The organism is Pseudobdellovibrio sp. HCB154 (genome assembly GCF_046267985.1).
Taxonomy (GTDB): Bacteria; Bdellovibrionota; Bdellovibrionia; order Bdellovibrionales; family Bdellovibrionaceae; genus Pseudobdellovibrio.
Genome location: NZ_CP176530.1, coordinates 2,984,062 through 3,000,424, shown reverse-complemented (window position 1 = coordinate 3,000,424; position 16,363 = coordinate 2,984,062). Strand labels below are relative to the sequence as shown.

The following is a 16,363-nucleotide window of genomic DNA, read 5'->3' as shown; positions in this document are numbered from 1 at the left end:
CAATAGCAAACACACCTGCAGGTTTTATTTTGCAAGGTGTGTTTGCTATCTGAGCGAAAGTTGATCCCTACATCAAAATACTCGCGTACCAATTCTCAAAAATTCGATCGAATTGAATCTGGCTCGTAATACCTAAGTATTTACGAATACCAATCACCGAAGATAAAACTTCAAGCACATGCTGACGTTGCACTGTGTTTTGCTCTTTTGTTAAAGAGGCGCGGTAGAATTTTAACGTTGGAGAATAAAACTTTCTATTTAGCGTGTAATACAATTCAATCGCCGTGAATTTATAAATATCAATACCTGTTAAGTTATACGCCGTAAGTAAAGCATCAATCGCACGTGCATATTCTGAAGAACTGTCAGTAGCTACTTTGACTTCAGTTTGGAAATTTAGCTCTGTGTACAAGTTCTTTTCTTTATCGACTAACTGGTTAGAAATAAAGTTACCTAACGTCATAATTACTAAGCGAATTTGCTTACGCGCGTTTAACACTTCAGTTCTTAATGCCGGATCTTTTAAACTTTCTGAAGCTGATTTATCGATTCCGTCTGTGGCTTTGTAAAACAAGCTCATCGCTTCCATCATTAGTGTAATATCTGAAAGTCTGGCTTTATCGATTAATACGCCGTTTTGTAAATCAGAAACCGCCGCGTGAACTACGATGTTTGACGTCGAATCAAAGTTTTCTTGCAGGTACGTTTCAATCGATACACGGTTATTATTTTTATCTAATAAATAAATCGGAGATTTATCTGTGTACATTTGCTTAAGCGTTTGTGCCGCTAACGATAAAGCCATACCAACTAGTTCAGCTTTCGGGAAAAGTTGTTTTTTTAACTCTTCAGATTGAAATTCAGTGATAAAATCTTGGGCTACGTATTTAGTAATACCGATATCGTAAGGAGTGGTTTTCCAGTCAGCTAATTGCTGAATCATTTTTGAATAAAACATTAATGACCAAGCTTGATCTTTGGCACGTGTAATAACATCGCCATTTTCATTTGGTGTTGGGTGAACATAAAAGCGGGGTTCATTGGCTTTAAGAACAGTTTTGATGTCTTCACTTTGTGGAGCCGAAGTTAGCGGCGTTCCGCGTTTCATAAATTGCAGCATCTTTTCAACTAGAATAAATTGCGTCTCTAAATTTTTTGGCGATAAATTTTCAGCCTGGTTATAAGCTGTTTTAAACATCTGCTCGAAATCATCGTTTTCAAAAAGGTCAGGCGTATTTGTTCCGATCGTGCTTGCTAAACCGTCACCGATAATTAATTTAAATTTAGCTTTAAACTCATGAAGACCAGTTAGCTTTTCAGTAATGCTCACTTTGATCTTTTCTTTGATCTGTGTGCCTAGAGTCGTAATTTGTAAGGCACATTGAGTTTGCACAACAGCTGTAACACCAGCAATACCGCCCGCATTTATGTCATTTTGTATATTGCCAAGGCCGTAGTCTTTAAGAGCTGGAAAAACGCCAACTTTAAGAACGATTTTTTTGAATATGCCGCAACTTTTTTCTCTAATCAGACATTGAATCTCTTTATCATCTTTCTTTCTTAAAAAATCATAAAGCTCTTCATTAGCCGATTTAAAACTTACTTTACGTTCTTCAGCATCTAACATCGACCAAGCCATAGCTAAAGCCGCTAAAGCTGATTCACCATCGTGAATATTATCAGTTAGTTTACCCAGTTTTTCAGCGTTCGCTAAATCCTGTACATCTTCAGGAGTTAAAACTGTTTGATTAACTGTTACATAATTCTTCAAAATCGCAATCGCTTGAGTCAGTGTTTTAACACCAGCTAACTGCACCGAAAGTTCTTTCGGAGATTTAAGCTGTTCAGTTGTTTGCGCCGATAATTCAGCTAAAACTTGCGTTTTTAATTCAGGAAATAATTCAGTATTTTCGATCTGGTGAAGAACATTGGCAATCATCTGATCGGCAATCGATAACTGAAGCGCAAAAGCCGTAGCTGATGTCACCATCTGCGTTGGTCCACTGTTTTGATCGATGATCATATTAATTCTTTGTGTATCAGCTAAAACAGTTTTTTCTGTTTCATCTAAACCAGAAGAAAGGGCAGCGTCACTTTGCTGTTCGATAAGCACTAAGTATTGGCTATCAGCCATATTTAATTTATTAGAAACGGTTTTTTCTTCAGACTGGTTATATAAACCGTTAGCGGTATCAACCGCGATTTCATCACCGACCACGTTACCAATTTTCATTAACAGTAAGGCTTCAGATTTTAGATCTGTTGAATTCTTAGCTAAATACTTTTCAGTAAACTGAAAATCAGCAAATGGTTTTTTATAAAGTGAAACAAGGCTCACATCATTCGTTGCTACCATAGGCACTTCAGGTTTGGCACGTTCAGCTTCTTGAGCTTTCGGTGAACAAGATAAAACATAAGCTGAAACAACAAAGGTGAAGATAACAAACTTTAATAAATTCTTTTTGGCAGTTTTCATATAATCCCCTCAAATTTTAGAAAAATAACGCAATTGAAATTTCTTGGCCGGTACGACGTTCAACATTTTTACCGCTAATTGTGTCGTAGGCCATAAACGACAGACTCATAGGTAAAAAGCTTTGCTTTTTTAAATACGATTTAACCGTTGAATAACTTAATGAAAGACTAACTTTGTGCCACATAGCTTTAGTGTTTTTAGCTAACAGCGAAGTGTCGCCCTTGCCAGATCCAGAATATTGATCAGCGGTTTTTTGACCAAATAAGTAGTTAGTGCCAATTTTGAAATCTTGCGAAAGATCAAAATCAAACTGAGTGCCCACTTCAGTCGTGAAGCCTTCACTTAAAGTTACATCGTCTTTAGAATTTTGATCAGGCAAAGTGTCATCAGCATCTTTCGGCACACGCACCGTGATTTTTTCTGGCATAACATAACGCAAACTTAAGAACGGGCTGACGGTTAAAAAACTACCGATTACTTTAGCGTAACCGATTAGATTTTCTAAACTCGTTTTGTGAAAAGTATTTAAAGCTAATAAATCATCTGAATTGTATTCAGGGCCAGTAGGTAGTGTAAGAGTGGCTTGGTGAATAAGTTTAGAATCACCACGATCAAAAAGTTTAAAGACACTCACTAACTGAATATCACCTAAGAAGTCTTCATTACGATCTTCAATCGGCATATAACCTTTTTGCGCTAAGGTACTTTGCGTAGCTGCACGTAAATCAGTATCTAAAGCTGCATCTAAGTCTTCAGATAAACCACGAAACTGGTTGTAGTAATCAACATTTGATAACGACTGAGTCATTTCAACTTCATTTGAATATTGAATAACCGGAACACCAATGCCCACAGTCCAATTATCACGAATCCCGTAAGCATAAACCGGAGCCACATATTTAATTGTAGGTTTGGTTTCAAATTCTAAAGTACCAAGATTAAATAAATCGCCCGCATTATATAGCCCAAAGCGGTTAAGCGTTTGCACCAGTGTTGAAGCTTGTGGATTAAATTTCGCTAATGTCGGAGCATCGAATTCAATAGATTTGTAATCTTTAAGTTTTACAAGATCGCCATCTTCTTGAAAGCGTTGATCCAGGCCCGAAATAAAGCCCATTTTGATCGACGAGGTCGAAATAGTTTTCGGTAAAGTTTCTGTTTCGAACGAATATGACCTAACTGTGAAAAAAAGAAAGAATAGGCAAATCAATGTTGGCCAAAATACGGCAGAGACGAAGTGTCTTGAACTTTCGTCCAGCACAAAAAAGCGGCTGATTGCTTGTAAAAAATTACCCCAGACCATTTAAATCCCCCCTAATGATCAAAGTCTCTTCACCAAGAAAATAATGAAAAAGCTTGTAGTCATTAGTCCAGCGATCTACGTGCCAACAAAAAATGGACCTCAAAAAACTCAAATTTTTACGTATAATAAGTACATGACCCAGAAAAGAATTTTGTTATTTAATTTAGTCTTCGCATCCTTTATCTCTATTTATGGGTGCGTCTCTCAGGACTTACGCTTACCAGCCACTGCCGGTGAAGTTTATAAAAATAGTGACCTTCAACAAAGCCTAATGATGGCGGCTCAGAATAATATTTTATTCGTTATTTCACCTGAAGCCTTAGTTGATTTAGAAAAAACTGAAGTAGATCTTAAATGCCGTAGTTTTGAAACTCCTTTTTGGTCAGAAAAATTATCGGTGTATTTAAATTACATGCGCCAGCATCCAGAATATTTTTCGCGCTTTCATGTGCTAGAAGTTAAAAAGGGCGATCAAGCACAAGTGCAAATGCAAAAAGATTTAGATGGAGCCAGCGTTTTATCTATTCAGTACGTAATGACTGAAGTGCGCGGTAAGGTAACGTATAAAACCCAACTTCCGTGCGAAGGCCGTTTGGCTGAATCAATTGGTAAAGACATCGTTAAAACGAACTTTGAATTTCCAACAACAGAAGAATTCGGAAAACTTTTAGCAGATTCTCCGGATAAATCTAAAGTTGACCGTTTTCAGTTCGCGAATGATTTTTTAATGTACTTAGCTGAACGCGGGGCGATCTTTAAATTTGGTCACGAGCAGTCGTTTGAAAAAAACAGCAAAGGCCAATACATTATGGCGTTAGCATTAAATCAGATGTCTAAAGAAGTGATCTCAAAAAACATGGGCTATTTAAATCTATGGCTTAAAAAGATTAATCAAAACAGCCGCCAAGCAGAACTTATTCAAATGTTCGGCTTAGTGAACGATAATGAAATCAAAGCCGGTGTTAAAGTTGATTCACAAGGTGAATTTGCCAGAAAAACTATGGGCCAGCCTGATTTAACTTATCTTTACATGACTTTTAAACTTGAAGGTGACGACGTGAAAGTGACATCGCTTGATGGCTTTAACCGTTGTTTGCAAGCACAAGTGAAAGAGCTTGGTTCAGATATTTTAGGAAGCTTCAGAAATCCAGCAGCGAAATCTTCAGGTGACGATGATATTCGTGATAGCTATCTAAGCCCTGGCTTTAACTGTGATCCATCGCAATTAGTTTCACAGCCACAACAACAAACAGCTACTAATCAGGCTAACTAATAAAAGAGTCTCATTCTGAGATCTTAACTAAGACTGTCAGCCCAAAAGCGGCAGTCTGACAGGCACGTCTTACGCTGATACGGCGCTTACGCACTTAATGACATTTGGTCTGGAACGGATCTTTCATTACTTCTTCTGTAACAAGGGAGAAACCTATGAAAAAATCAATTTTTGTCAAAGCCGCTTTAGTCCTTTTAACATTAACTGCGACAACTGTCGTGCAGGCCCAAGTTTCTCCTGAAGAGTATGAGCACGCTGAAGGTCAAATGGAAGCTGCAGCTTACAATCAAGCTATCAACATGAAAAAAGAATTTGATTCTATCGTAAAAAAAATCATTGATTTACAAGAAGATGTAGGTTTTTCAACAGAAGATTCAAACGGTTTAGTAAAAGCTTTAGGTGAAAAACTAGATATGACTGATGAATTAAGAACTGAATTCTTAGGTATAGCCGCTGAAATGCAAAAACAAGAAGGCGACGAATTATTCAAAAGTTACGGTAAAGCAACCAACTTAGTTAAAGAAGCCCGCAAAAACCTTAAAGAAGCAAAAGCCTTAGCACAACAGCACTAAAAAATAGTTTTAGATTTAAAGATTTAAAAAAATAAGATGAAATAAAAAAAGGACCACATCAGGGTCCTTTTTTTATGGCGCATTTTTATGACTCAGATTTTGGGTTTACAATCTGATTCTTTTTTATTTTGCTCTTGAATTCAGATTACAATGTAAACCGAAATCAAGAGCGTCGAAAAACGAGCAAATTAATCGTCAGCTAAGTTTACGCCAACGGGAGCTTCAAGTGCACGGATTGTTCCGCGCATTTTGTAGATCATCCATAATCCTGGCACCGCCATGATCGCCGATAATAAAAAGAATTTCGGCCAACCAATACTTGTTACTAAGACTCCGGCTAACGGCCCAACCCATACGCGTCCTACTGAGGCAAATGCAGAAAGAAGAGCATACTGAGTTGCTGTAAATTTTTGATTACAAAGCGCCATTAAGAAAGCGACGAAAGCTGCTGTTCCCATCCCGCCAGTTAAATTTTCAATTGCGACTGAAAATAATAATAACCAGTCAACGTTTGTGGCTTCTTTTAATGAAGCAATCACGATATCAAACGGTGGTAATTCAAATCCGCCCCAAGCGCCTTTACCAACTACAGCTACGTAATAGAAACCAAAGTTAGAAAGTAATTGTAAGACACCAAAAATTAACAGCGAACGGTATAATCCAAGGCGCACCATCATTGATCCGCCGGCAATGGCTCCAAAGATCGTAAGCCACATACCGAAGACTTTATTAACTACACCGATTTCAGCTTGCGCAAAGCCAGCGCCTTTTAATAAGAACGGCGTAAGTAGAGAACCTGCGAAAGCATCACCTAGTTTATAAAGAATAATTAAACCTAAGAAAGCGCCAGCACCCTTCATCGAAAAATAATTCGATAACGAAATATTTAAAGTTTCAAACTTGGCTTTCTTTGCTGCAAACCATGCTAATGGAACTGTAAAAGCTAAACCGATTAATAATGAAACCATATCGGCCCATTTTTTTAAATCAGGGTTGGCTTTGCCATCTTCTAACGCTGGAAATAACGGCGTTAACATGTTTTCAGCAAACGGAGTCGCAAGTTTTGTAGTAAACTGGTAACCAATCACCACCGCAATCACCACCGCGAAAAAGCCGATCACATCATTTTTCGCATTGGTTGTAGGAGCAACTGATGTTTTAGGAACTGGCGGAAGAAAGAATAACGAAATCGCCGAGAACACCGCCATGATCATGCCCATGATCGTGTAAATCTTTGACCACGCCCAACCATTGCCTGAAACCGTATCGGCCCAAACAAAGGCGATACCGCCAGATAAGATCATTGCTAAGCGGTAACCAAAGACCGTAAGCGATGAACCAAACCCACGTTCAGACGCATCTAAAACATCAGTACGGTAAGCATCGATAACCACATCTTGTGAAGCGGAGAAGAACGCAATTAATACGGCTACTAAAGCTACGGCCTGCGCACTTTCACTGGGTTTAAATAACGAAATCAAAAATAATGATCCAGCCAGTCCTAACTGAGTCACCACTAACCAACCTTTACGGCGGCCAAAGAAAGGTAATTCAAAACGGTCCATCAGCGGAGCCCATAAAAACTTAAAGGTGTACGGTAGACCTACAAGCGTAAAAAAACCGATGGTTGAAATATCCACACCATCGGTTGTAAGCCAGGCTTGTAAAGATTGGCCGGTTAATGCAAGCGGAAGACCTGATGCAAAACCTAGAAGTAAAATCGATAATTGCTTGCGATTAAATAATTTTTTAAACCACATCTTTATTGATGTCCTTTCGCATTTGCCATAACAGCTGACTTAAATAAGCACGACGAGTTTCACCCGTGGTCACCATTAATAGTTTTGTAATTTTAAGATTCATTGGATCTGTTAATAATAAAATTAACATCTCTTGAATGTAGTTCGTGTTAAGGGTCACGTAGTTATCTGTACCCACACCTAACTGTACATTCTTTTTCTCCCACCAAGAAAACGGGTGGTCTTTGTAATCTTCAAATTTACCAGTCAGCTTATTGTTGGACGACGGAAGGGCTACTAATGAAACACCTTTTTGAATCAGACGGTTTAAAACGTCATGTTGGTACTGTTCAATTTCACGTGCTGTATGGAACTTAGTTTTTAAAAATTGAGTACGCTCTTTTTCAGTTAATGTTTCGCCAGAGAATAGTTTCTCTAAAACATTTTTATGCGAATCCCAATTTAGATCTGATAATTCTTTTCCGTCATGCGAAGTTTTTGAAACCGGTTTACCTTCGTGATTTTGTTTGATCACTTTTTGGTAAAGGCGGTGAAAGTATCTGTTTGGATTAATACCTAAAGAAATCCCGTGCTCAAGCGTATCGATGTGCCAGATGTTCATGGCATTATCTACAGCTTGGATACCATGGCGAAGGGTGTGCCATGTTTCACCGTGATGGGATCTGATTTTGAAACCTTTGTACTGAAGTTTTCTTAAACCGGCCTGTAATTCGAAGAAATGTTGTTTCGTGTACATTTCACGTTCGTCACCCACCGTATCCACTTCAGTTAGCACATCTTTTAATTCAGGGTACTTCGCGATTAATTTTAAAATTTCATCGACTTGGTACATGAAGTGATCTTTGCGGTTAGGAAATTTTGCTGAATCAAAAAAGCTTGGTTCTTTTCTGAATGACGGTGAAAGAATAAATTTAAAATCAGGGTGTTTTTTCTGAAACGAACTAAAACCATCATATAAACCCATCACCACATCATCAGCCGTCACTGAATCAGCCCCTGGGATTTGTTCGGCCGCATCAGACGTTGAACGGCTTAACGAGAACTTTAAGCGAATATGACCTACGTTAGAATTGGTATATAAATCTTCAGCCATGCTGTAGGCCGCTTCAGCGTGAACTTCACGAGAAGTAAAAATTAATTTCGGTAAGAAAAGAATTTTTAAATATTCAGAAAAGCCTTCAGTTTCTTTAAGACGAATTAATTTATCAACATCAGCGGCAGATTTAATCGGCCAAGCATTCTGACCATAAGCGTGTTTGATTTTTTGTTCGTAGATCGCCGCGTGCGGACCATCAAGTAATGGTTTTAACTTCGACCATAAAAAGCCAGCTGTTAAAGAACCCGTTAAATGAATATGCTCTTCGCGATATTTTAATGGAAAACGTTTAAAAAACTCTTCAAGCACTAACGAGAACGGATGTTTGATCAGATCATGAATCGTTTTTTGATTGGTGATGAATTCGTTTAATAAATTTTTAAAACTTTCAACAGATTCATAAGCATCGGCATTTTTAGATTTTAACGAAGAAGACAACAAAAGATCTAACGTGTCTGTTAGCGTGATGCCGTTTGTTTCAGAGACAATTTCAGTAAATTCTTTAACTAATAATTTGTGAGTGATTGATACTATCATCCTTCTACGATAGAGGGATTATAGCCACTTGTACATGACTTTATGCGGGCCTGCGCCCGGAATATCAAACATGTCTCCGATGATGGTAAATCCATTTTTTTCATAGAATGGAAACGCAATTTCACGGGCGTTAAACCAAAGCAAATCGCAGTTCATAACTTTCAAAAGCATTTCGCCGTGTTGCAAGATCTGAGAGCCAATGCCTTGTCCGCGATAAAGATCATCGGTGGCCATTCCGCGTAGGCGGTAAGGGTTTTTTGCTTCAGGAAAAAACTTATTGGCGTCTTTCATGAAAGTGCCATTCGCTGCAATCACACGATCACCATTTTCGAATGTAAAGATCGCACCTAAGTGAAATGTCGTACTTAAATTATCTTCTGGGTAATGACAGATTTCGATCGGTTGACCCGGACGCAAAATACGCGTGCGAAGATCGATCGTTTGTGCGGCCATGATTTGTTCAATTGAAAATTGTGACATGAAAAGAAGGGTAGCGGAAAACTTTAAGAAGGTGAATTATTTAAAGCGTAAATAATCTTTCCAGCTGCCCGGTATTTTTTCTGTGAGTATTTCGTGTTCCAATACCGGTAACCATGATGGCACCCGCGGCGGCCTCAGAAGCGGCATTCCAGCCTTTTCCGGGGTTCGGTTGGCTTTCGTTTGGTTACATTTACGACAAGCAGAAACAACATTCGTCCAAATCTTCGGGCCACCTTGTGAAGCTGGCAGCACGTGATCAATTGTGAGGTCTTTCTGGGCAAATTTCTTAACGCAATATTGACAGGTAAAGTTATCACGGATGTAGACGTTCTCTCGGCAGAAGCGAACGCCATCGATTTTCTTAGGTTTAATATACGCTTTTAGGCGCATAACGCTTGGTAAATCAAAGGTGGTTGTCACCGATCTTACGAAGGCTTTGTGATACTCTAAAATTTCGACTTTATCTTGAAACCACAGAATGAGCGCCTTCTGCCATGAAACTATGCGCAGCGGCTCGTAGCTGGCATTCAACACTAAAGCTTTTAAGCTTGTGCTGATTTCAGCTAATGGGGATCTGGTTGTAGAAACCGCGTCCAGTGCGACCATACTTAAAGTATAAGGGGGAAATGCCCCAACACAACATCGAAAATCCTTATGTCTAGAATAAGAGGTTTTTTTGCTTGAATATCTCTATGAGACGGGCTAACCAAAGGTCCAGTTCATTCTCGAAAGTAGGCTTTTTTATGTCAAATACAACAACTGCAAAACCAATGGTAATCGCTTTTAACTACGTTTTAAAAAACAATAACGGCGATTTAATTGATGCTTCAGAACCAAATCAACCAATGCCATTCATGACTGGCTTACAACAAATCATCCCTGGACTTGAGTCTGAGATCGTAAAAATGGCTGAAGGCGAGAAAAAGAAAATCGCGGTTCCTGCAGCGCAAGCTTACGGTGATTTCCGTCAAGATATGTTGATGGATGTACCTAAAGAAGAATTAGCTCACTTACAAGGTCTAGAAATTGGATCACACTTACAATTGCAATTAGGCGAAGGTGTGAAAATCGTTAAGGTTTCTAAAATCAGCGATACCCACGTTACGTTAGATGGTAACCACCCATTAGCGGGAACTGATTTAGTTTTTGATATCGAAGTTGCGTTAGTTCGCGAAGCAACTGCTGAAGAGATTGCCCACGGCCACGTTCATGGCTTACACGGGCATGCTCATCACTAAAAAACTGTTAAGATTTATCGGCGGGTTGTCATAAGGCTAGCTCTTATAATTTTCCTGTTGAAAAAGTTAATGGTCATAATTTAGGCTTAGTAATAAGAATTTTGTTTACTGGTAAATCTGGTAAACAGAAAAAAGATCCAAGGTTATCGAGAGTTCGAAGTGTCCGAAAGAGTTTTTCTCCGGCATCAGGTTCAAGGTTCGAGGGTCCGTTTTAAAAAATTGCCCGGAGGAAAAATGGCAAAGAAAATTTACGTAGGGAACTTATCGTTCTCAATCACAGATGACGAATTACAACAAGCATTTGCATCATTCGGAACTGTTACTTCAGCACGTGTTGTAATGGATAAAATGTCTGGTCGTAGCAAAGGTTTTGGATTCGTAGAAATCGAAGACGATGCCGGTGCAGATACAGCTATCGAAAAAATGAATGGTCAAACTATCGGTGGACGCCCAGTACGCGTTTCTGAAGCTAAACCTCAAGAGCCTCGCACTGGTGGCGGTGGCGGCGGCGGTCGTGGTTTCGGTGGTCCTCGTGGCGGTGGCGGCGGTGGCCGTGGTGGTTTCGGTGGTGGCGGACGCTCTGGTGGCGGTCGTGGTTTCGGCGGTGGTGACCGCGGCGGAAACTCTTACTAATTTTGTAAGAACCCAATCAAATATCTATTTGAACCCACAACGTAATCCGTTGTGGGTTTTTTTATTCCCTATATACTACGTGCATGAAAAATATTTGCACGATTTTAACAATCATTTTGTTTTCATTTACGGCGATGGCCGCCGACACCTCTACGACAACAAACGCACCGAAAAAATTTGTTATTCTTGGTGATTCACTCACTGAAGGTTATGGCGTAGCCCAAAGCGCAGCTTTTCCCGCATTACTGCAAAAGAAAGTCGATACCGATAAATTAAATTGGAAAGTCATCAGCTCTGGTTCAAGTGGATCAACTTCGGCTTCAGGTCTTCAACGTATTAAGTGGATTGCGAAAGATAAACCTGACATCGTGCTGGTGTTACTAGGAAGTAACGACGGTCTTCGTGGTTTAAAAGTTGAAGATACAGAAAAAAATCTTAACGACACGATCGAATGGGCTAAGAAAAACAATATCACAGTGGCTTTAGGTCAGCTTCATGTGCCGCCGAATTACGGTAAAGACTATGAAAAGAAATTTTCTGCGGTTTACGCCAAAGTGGCAGCAAAAAATAAAATTCAGTTAGGGCCATTTTTACTTGATAAAGTGGCGGGTAATAAAGATTTAAATTTAGCTGATGGTATTCACCCGAATGAAAAAGGCCATCAGATCGTAGCCGATAACCTGTATCCATTTGTTAAAAAATTATTAGGTAAATAATATGATTACAATCAATCAACTTTCAAAGTCGTACCAGTTAACAACCGATTCCAGCGAAAAGATGACGATCTTGCATGATTTAAGTTTAACCGTGCAAACCGGTGAAGTGGTAGCTGTGGTAGGCTCTTCGGGTTCAGGTAAATCGACCTTGCTCGGGCTTGTTTCAGGCTTAGATCAACCTGATCACGGTGAGATTTTAATTCACGGTAAAAGTTTACAATCACTGCGTGGTAATGAATTAACAAACTTTCGCGCAAGCCATATCGGAGTTGTGTTTCAGCAGTATCACTTAGTCAGTCATTTAACAGCTTTTGAAAATGTGTCATTACCATTAGAAATTTTAAATAAGCCCGTTGTTAAATCAGACATCATCGAATTATTAAAACAAGTGGGCCTTGGCCACAGGCTTGATCATAAACCCACCCAATTAAGTGGTGGTGAATCACAGCGTTTAGCTTTGGCCCGTGCACTAGCGATTAAACCAAGTTTGTTATTAGCCGATGAACCATCAGGTAGTTTAGATAGTGAAACCGGTGAAAAAGTCATGAATCTATTTTTTGAACAGGTCAGATTACATAACACGACAACAATGCTTGTAACCCACGATATGGATTTAGCCCGTCGTTGTGACAAGATTTATAAACTTCACGGTGGAAAATTACAGGCGATGTAATGCAAAGTTTTTCAAAGCTACTTCATTTTGTCAGGAAAGATTTATTATCACAAAAAAAGTTAAATGCTTTTTTTGTTTTTAACTTAGTTTTAGGTTTCTTAGGTTTTTTATTGTTGCAGGTTTTTCAAGCAAGTCTTGATCAGCAAACAAAAGACAAAGCCCAAGAAATTCTGGGCGGGGATATTGTTATTTCAGCCCGTCGGGTGATTACAGACGACGAAGTTAAATCAATCGAAGAAAAAGTAAATTTAAAGTTTATTAAAAAAGCTAAATCCAGTGATTTTTTCGCCATGGTGAAGTTTGGTGAACAATCACGTTTAGTGTTAGTTCGTTCGGTTGGCGAAAATTATCCTGTCTATGGTGATTTAGAAATTAAAACCACTGAAGGAAAAAAAGATATTTTAAAAAATATCACACCTGGGGCTGTGTATGTGGACCCTGAATTGGTTGATCAATTGAAAATCACCGATCAATCGTCAGCAAAGTTAAAAGTTGGCGATATCGATCTGGCGCTTAAAGGCGTTCTAACTTCAGACCCTTCGCGCACCTTCAGATTAGGGGCGTTAGCGCCATTTATTCTGATTTCAGAAAAAGATTTAAGCGCCACAAATTTAGTTAAGCCAGGCAGTACGGTAACAACGAGTTATTTGTATCAGCTCAATGACCCGATGGCGGCTGATGCGGCTAAAGCTGATTTAGAAAAAAACTATTTAGATCCGTCACTTCGTTTTAACAGTGCTTTACAAGAAGATGATGGCGGTAACCGCGTTTTTAGATACTTGATTGATTATTTAGGTTTAGTGTCGTTAATTTCAATCGGGCTATGTTTTTTATGTTTAAGCTATATGCTAAATTGGTTTTTTCAGATTCAGAAAAAAACCATCGCTATTTATAAAATCTTAGGTCTTGATGAATCATCAATTTTAAAAGTTCAGGTGCTTAAAAATTTATTTTTATCTGTTGGTTCTTTCGTCATTGCTTTAGCGATCGTGATTTTAGCATTAGCTCCGGTACAAGCTCTATTAGATAACTATTTTAAAATTCCGATTAACTTAATCGTAAGTCCTAAGCAAATCTTAGTAAGCTTTTTTGTCGTGGTTTTAGGGCCGCAGTTAATTGCAATTCCTACATACTTAGCGGCAATGACCATGAACCCGCTGGTGCTACTTCGCCAAGAGTTAAGCCAAGCCCACCTTTCACGCCGCACACAAATTATCTGGGCCGTAGGAGTTGGTTTACTTTTCTGGGGCTTAGCCGTTTGGCAAAGTCATTCTTTGCAAACCGGTTCGATTTTTATGGTGGGCTTAATTGGCGCCACACTGACAGCTTGGATTTTTATTTCGGTACTTCGTCGTGCAACAGCTTTAGTCGTTGATAAATTTAACTTTGATCTTAAATATGCGTTTTTAAGTCTAATCAGAAAACCAGGGTCAACGGATCTGATTTTTATGACGATGACATTGTCAGTGGTGGTGTTAACGCTGCTTCCACATATTAAAAAATCAATTATCGAAGAAGTAAGGCCGGCTCATAGTTCTAAAATCCCATCGGTGTTTATGTTTGATATTCAGATGGATCAAAAAGATGAACTGGTTAAAATCGTCAAAGATAAAACCGGCCAGGATATTGAATTAACGCCGCTGGTGCGTTCTCGTATTTTAAAAATTAACGAGCAAAGTTACGAACGCGTTGAAGAACAAGGTTTCTTTAAAACCCGCGAATCAGAAAATGAAGCGCGTTTTAGAAATCGTGGTGTGAATTTAACTTATAAAGCGAAGCTGCAAGAGTCAGAAGATTTAGTTGATGGCCAGTGGTTTACGGGCCAAACCGGTGAGGTTTCAGAAATCAGTCTTGAAGAGAAATACGCCGAACGTGTCGGAGCTAAACTTGGCGATATCATGACTTTTGATGTGCAGGGGTTAGAAATTAAAGGCAAAGTCACTTCACTTCGCCGTGTGCGCTGGACAAGTTTTCAACCGAATTTCTTTATTACTTTTCAACCCGGGGTTTTAGAAGAAGCGCCGCAAGTTTATTTAAGTGCCGTGATGCAAATTAACCAAGATCAGGTGCGTGAATTACAAAATGCGGTGGTTGATCGTTTTGCCAATATCTCTATTATTAATGTTCAACAAAGTGTTGAAAAGTCATTGGTCTTCATCGATCAAATGGCCTTGGCGTTACAAATTATGGCAACACTGGCACTCGTGGTTGGCTTTTTTATTTTCATTATCCTGATCAATACTCAGGTAGGTGAGCGTATTAATGAAATGAATCTGCTACAAGTGCTAGGTTCTACACAAGATCAGCTTTATCGCATTATGATTACGCAATTTAGTCTGATTGCCTTCTTAAGTTTAATGGTCGGACTTGGCTTAGGGTCGTTAATTTCTTACGCGATCGTAAGTGCGATGTTCAAATTGGGGATTTATTTTGACTATGTTTCAATGTTATCTTTAATTGTAGTGCTAGTTTCAATCACGTTCGGAGTACTAAAAGTGTCGATGCAGCCTTTGAGATCATTACAACCCCTTACTTTGTTAAAGAACGAAGGTGGCTTAGTTGACAGCAAATAATGGTCCTTCAAACAATGATTTTGCACAGGCCGTGCACTTGCTTGAGCAAGGTAACGTGGTGGCTTTTCCCACTGAAACAGTTTATGGCCTTGGGGCACGTATTGACCGCCCTGAAGGTTTAAAAAAAATTTTTTCAACAAAAGAACGTCCGTTTTTTGATCCGCTCATTGTGCATGTCTCATCAATCGATCAGGCAAAGACTTGTTTTAAAGAATGGCACGCCATGGCCGATCACTTAGCGAAAGCTTTTTGGCCAGGGCCTTTAACTTTAGTGATGCCAAAATCAGATTTAATTTCTGATATGATCACTTCAGGCTTAGACAGTGTGGGTGTGCGTATGCCGAAACACCCGTTAGCCAAAAAGTTAATTGAGGCTGTCGGTGTTCCGGTGGCAGCACCCAGTGCAAACAAGTTCGGTAAAACATCTCCAACTAAAGCCGAACACGTTAAAAAAGAATTCGGTGATCAGGTTGTTGTGCTTGATCAGGGGCAAAGTGAAATTGGGATCGAATCAACGGTATTAATGGTTAAGGTTTCATTTCGCGGACCGCAACATAATACTTATGAGTTAGCGATTTTACGTAAAGGTGCTGTTTTAAAATCTGATTTACTGACTTCGCTTTTAAAAACCGATCTTAAATTTTCTTGGTTAGAAGCAGTTGATAAAAAAGAATCTCCGGGGCACATGAAGCATCACTACATGCCCGAAGTTCCTTTCGTGATCTGTAAAAATCCGGCGATGAAACTCAGTGAAATCACCGGTATCATCAATACGAAGTTAAAAGAACTTCCGGATGAAGTTGAACACGTCAAGATTGTTAAACCAAAACACGAAATCAAAAATATCGTATTTCTGACTTTATCTAAAGATCCGGGGCAGGCGGCCCGAGAATTGTATTCGCAGCTACGTGCGATGAGTGAGCGTAAGCCTGACGTTCTTTGTTTTATTCAAATGCCTTACCACAATTCAGAAATGTGGGAGAGCGTGTTTGATAGAATGTACAAGGCGGCAAGCCTGATTATTGAGTAATGC

The 16,363-nt window shown here is 39.2% G+C and carries 14 protein-coding genes; 8 read left to right on the top strand and 6 right to left on the bottom strand.

The window, feature by feature from the left end; genetic code table 11:
* Positions 1–67: 67 nt before the first annotated feature.
* A complete protein-coding gene (locus tag ACKWCF_RS14325; protein WP_409478286.1) occupies positions 68–2,476 on the bottom strand; it encodes a hypothetical protein in 2,409 nt (802 codons plus the stop codon).
* 16 nt (positions 2,477–2,492) lie between these two features.
* Positions 2,493–3,593, bottom strand: a complete 1,101-nt coding sequence (locus ACKWCF_RS14320) for a hypothetical protein (RefSeq protein ID WP_409478285.1) — start codon at positions 3,591–3,593, stop codon at positions 2,493–2,495.
* Positions 3,594–3,822: 229 nt separating this feature from the next.
* On the opposite strand from ACKWCF_RS14320, the gene ACKWCF_RS14315 reads away from it, so the two are divergent.
* Positions 3,823–5,052, top strand: coding sequence for a hypothetical protein (locus ACKWCF_RS14315; RefSeq protein WP_409478284.1), 1,230 nt, complete (start codon positions 3,823–3,825; stop codon positions 5,050–5,052).
* Positions 5,053–5,207: 155 nt separating this feature from the next.
* Positions 5,208–5,624: a hypothetical protein gene (locus ACKWCF_RS14310; RefSeq protein ID WP_409478283.1), complete on the top strand. Its 417-nt coding sequence runs from the start codon at positions 5,208–5,210 to the stop codon at positions 5,622–5,624.
* 188 nt (positions 5,625–5,812) lie between these two features.
* Here ACKWCF_RS14310 and ACKWCF_RS14305 read toward each other — a convergent pair whose 3' ends face one another.
* From ACKWCF_RS14305 to ACKWCF_RS14290, 4 genes are read right to left on the bottom strand one after another with little or no spacing between them, the layout of a single operon-like run.
* Positions 5,813–7,384: an AmpG family muropeptide MFS transporter gene (locus tag ACKWCF_RS14305; RefSeq protein ID WP_409478282.1), complete on the bottom strand. Its 1,572-nt coding sequence runs from the start codon at positions 7,382–7,384 to the stop codon at positions 5,813–5,815.
* Positions 7,374–9,017 (bottom strand): hypothetical protein, encoded by a 1,644-nt coding sequence (locus ACKWCF_RS14300; RefSeq protein ID WP_409478281.1) that lies wholly within the window; start codon positions 9,015–9,017, stop codon positions 7,374–7,376. The genes ACKWCF_RS14305 and ACKWCF_RS14300 overlap by 11 nt, the downstream gene beginning before the upstream one ends.
* Before the next feature lie 18 nt (positions 9,018–9,035).
* Complete coding sequence (locus ACKWCF_RS14295; RefSeq protein ID WP_409478280.1) at positions 9,036–9,497, bottom strand: GNAT family N-acetyltransferase; 462 nt, start codon at positions 9,495–9,497, stop codon at positions 9,036–9,038.
* A 36-nt stretch (positions 9,498–9,533) separates the two neighbouring features.
* Positions 9,534–10,103, bottom strand: a complete 570-nt coding sequence (locus ACKWCF_RS14290; protein WP_409478279.1) for an HNH endonuclease — start codon at positions 10,101–10,103, stop codon at positions 9,534–9,536.
* A 137-nt stretch (positions 10,104–10,240) separates the two neighbouring features.
* Between ACKWCF_RS14290 and ACKWCF_RS14285 the strand changes: the two genes are divergently transcribed.
* From ACKWCF_RS14285 to ACKWCF_RS14260, 6 genes are all read left to right on the top strand, one after another.
* Complete coding sequence (locus tag ACKWCF_RS14285; protein ID WP_409478278.1) at positions 10,241–10,735, top strand: peptidylprolyl isomerase; 495 nt, start codon at positions 10,241–10,243, stop codon at positions 10,733–10,735.
* 234 nt (positions 10,736–10,969) lie between these two features.
* Complete coding sequence (locus ACKWCF_RS14280) at positions 10,970–11,368, top strand: RNA recognition motif domain-containing protein (protein WP_409478277.1); 399 nt, start codon at positions 10,970–10,972, stop codon at positions 11,366–11,368.
* An 83-nt stretch (positions 11,369–11,451) separates the two neighbouring features.
* Positions 11,452–12,084: an arylesterase gene (locus ACKWCF_RS14275; protein WP_409478276.1), complete on the top strand. Its 633-nt coding sequence runs from the start codon at positions 11,452–11,454 to the stop codon at positions 12,082–12,084.
* A gap of 1 nt (position 12,085) precedes the next feature.
* Positions 12,086–12,757, top strand: coding sequence for an ABC transporter ATP-binding protein (locus ACKWCF_RS14270; RefSeq protein WP_409478275.1), 672 nt, complete (start codon positions 12,086–12,088; stop codon positions 12,755–12,757).
* Positions 12,757–15,330 (top strand): ABC transporter permease, encoded by a 2,574-nt coding sequence (locus ACKWCF_RS14265; protein WP_409478274.1) that lies wholly within the window; start codon positions 12,757–12,759, stop codon positions 15,328–15,330. The genes ACKWCF_RS14270 and ACKWCF_RS14265 overlap by 1 nt, the downstream gene beginning before the upstream one ends.
* The gene (locus ACKWCF_RS14260; protein ID WP_409478273.1) at positions 15,317–16,360 is read left to right on the top strand and encodes an L-threonylcarbamoyladenylate synthase; all 1,044 of its coding nucleotides are present in this window, start codon (positions 15,317–15,319) and stop codon (positions 16,358–16,360) included. Before ACKWCF_RS14265 ends, ACKWCF_RS14260 begins: the two co-directional genes overlap by 14 nt.
* Positions 16,361–16,363: the final 3 nt, after the last annotated feature.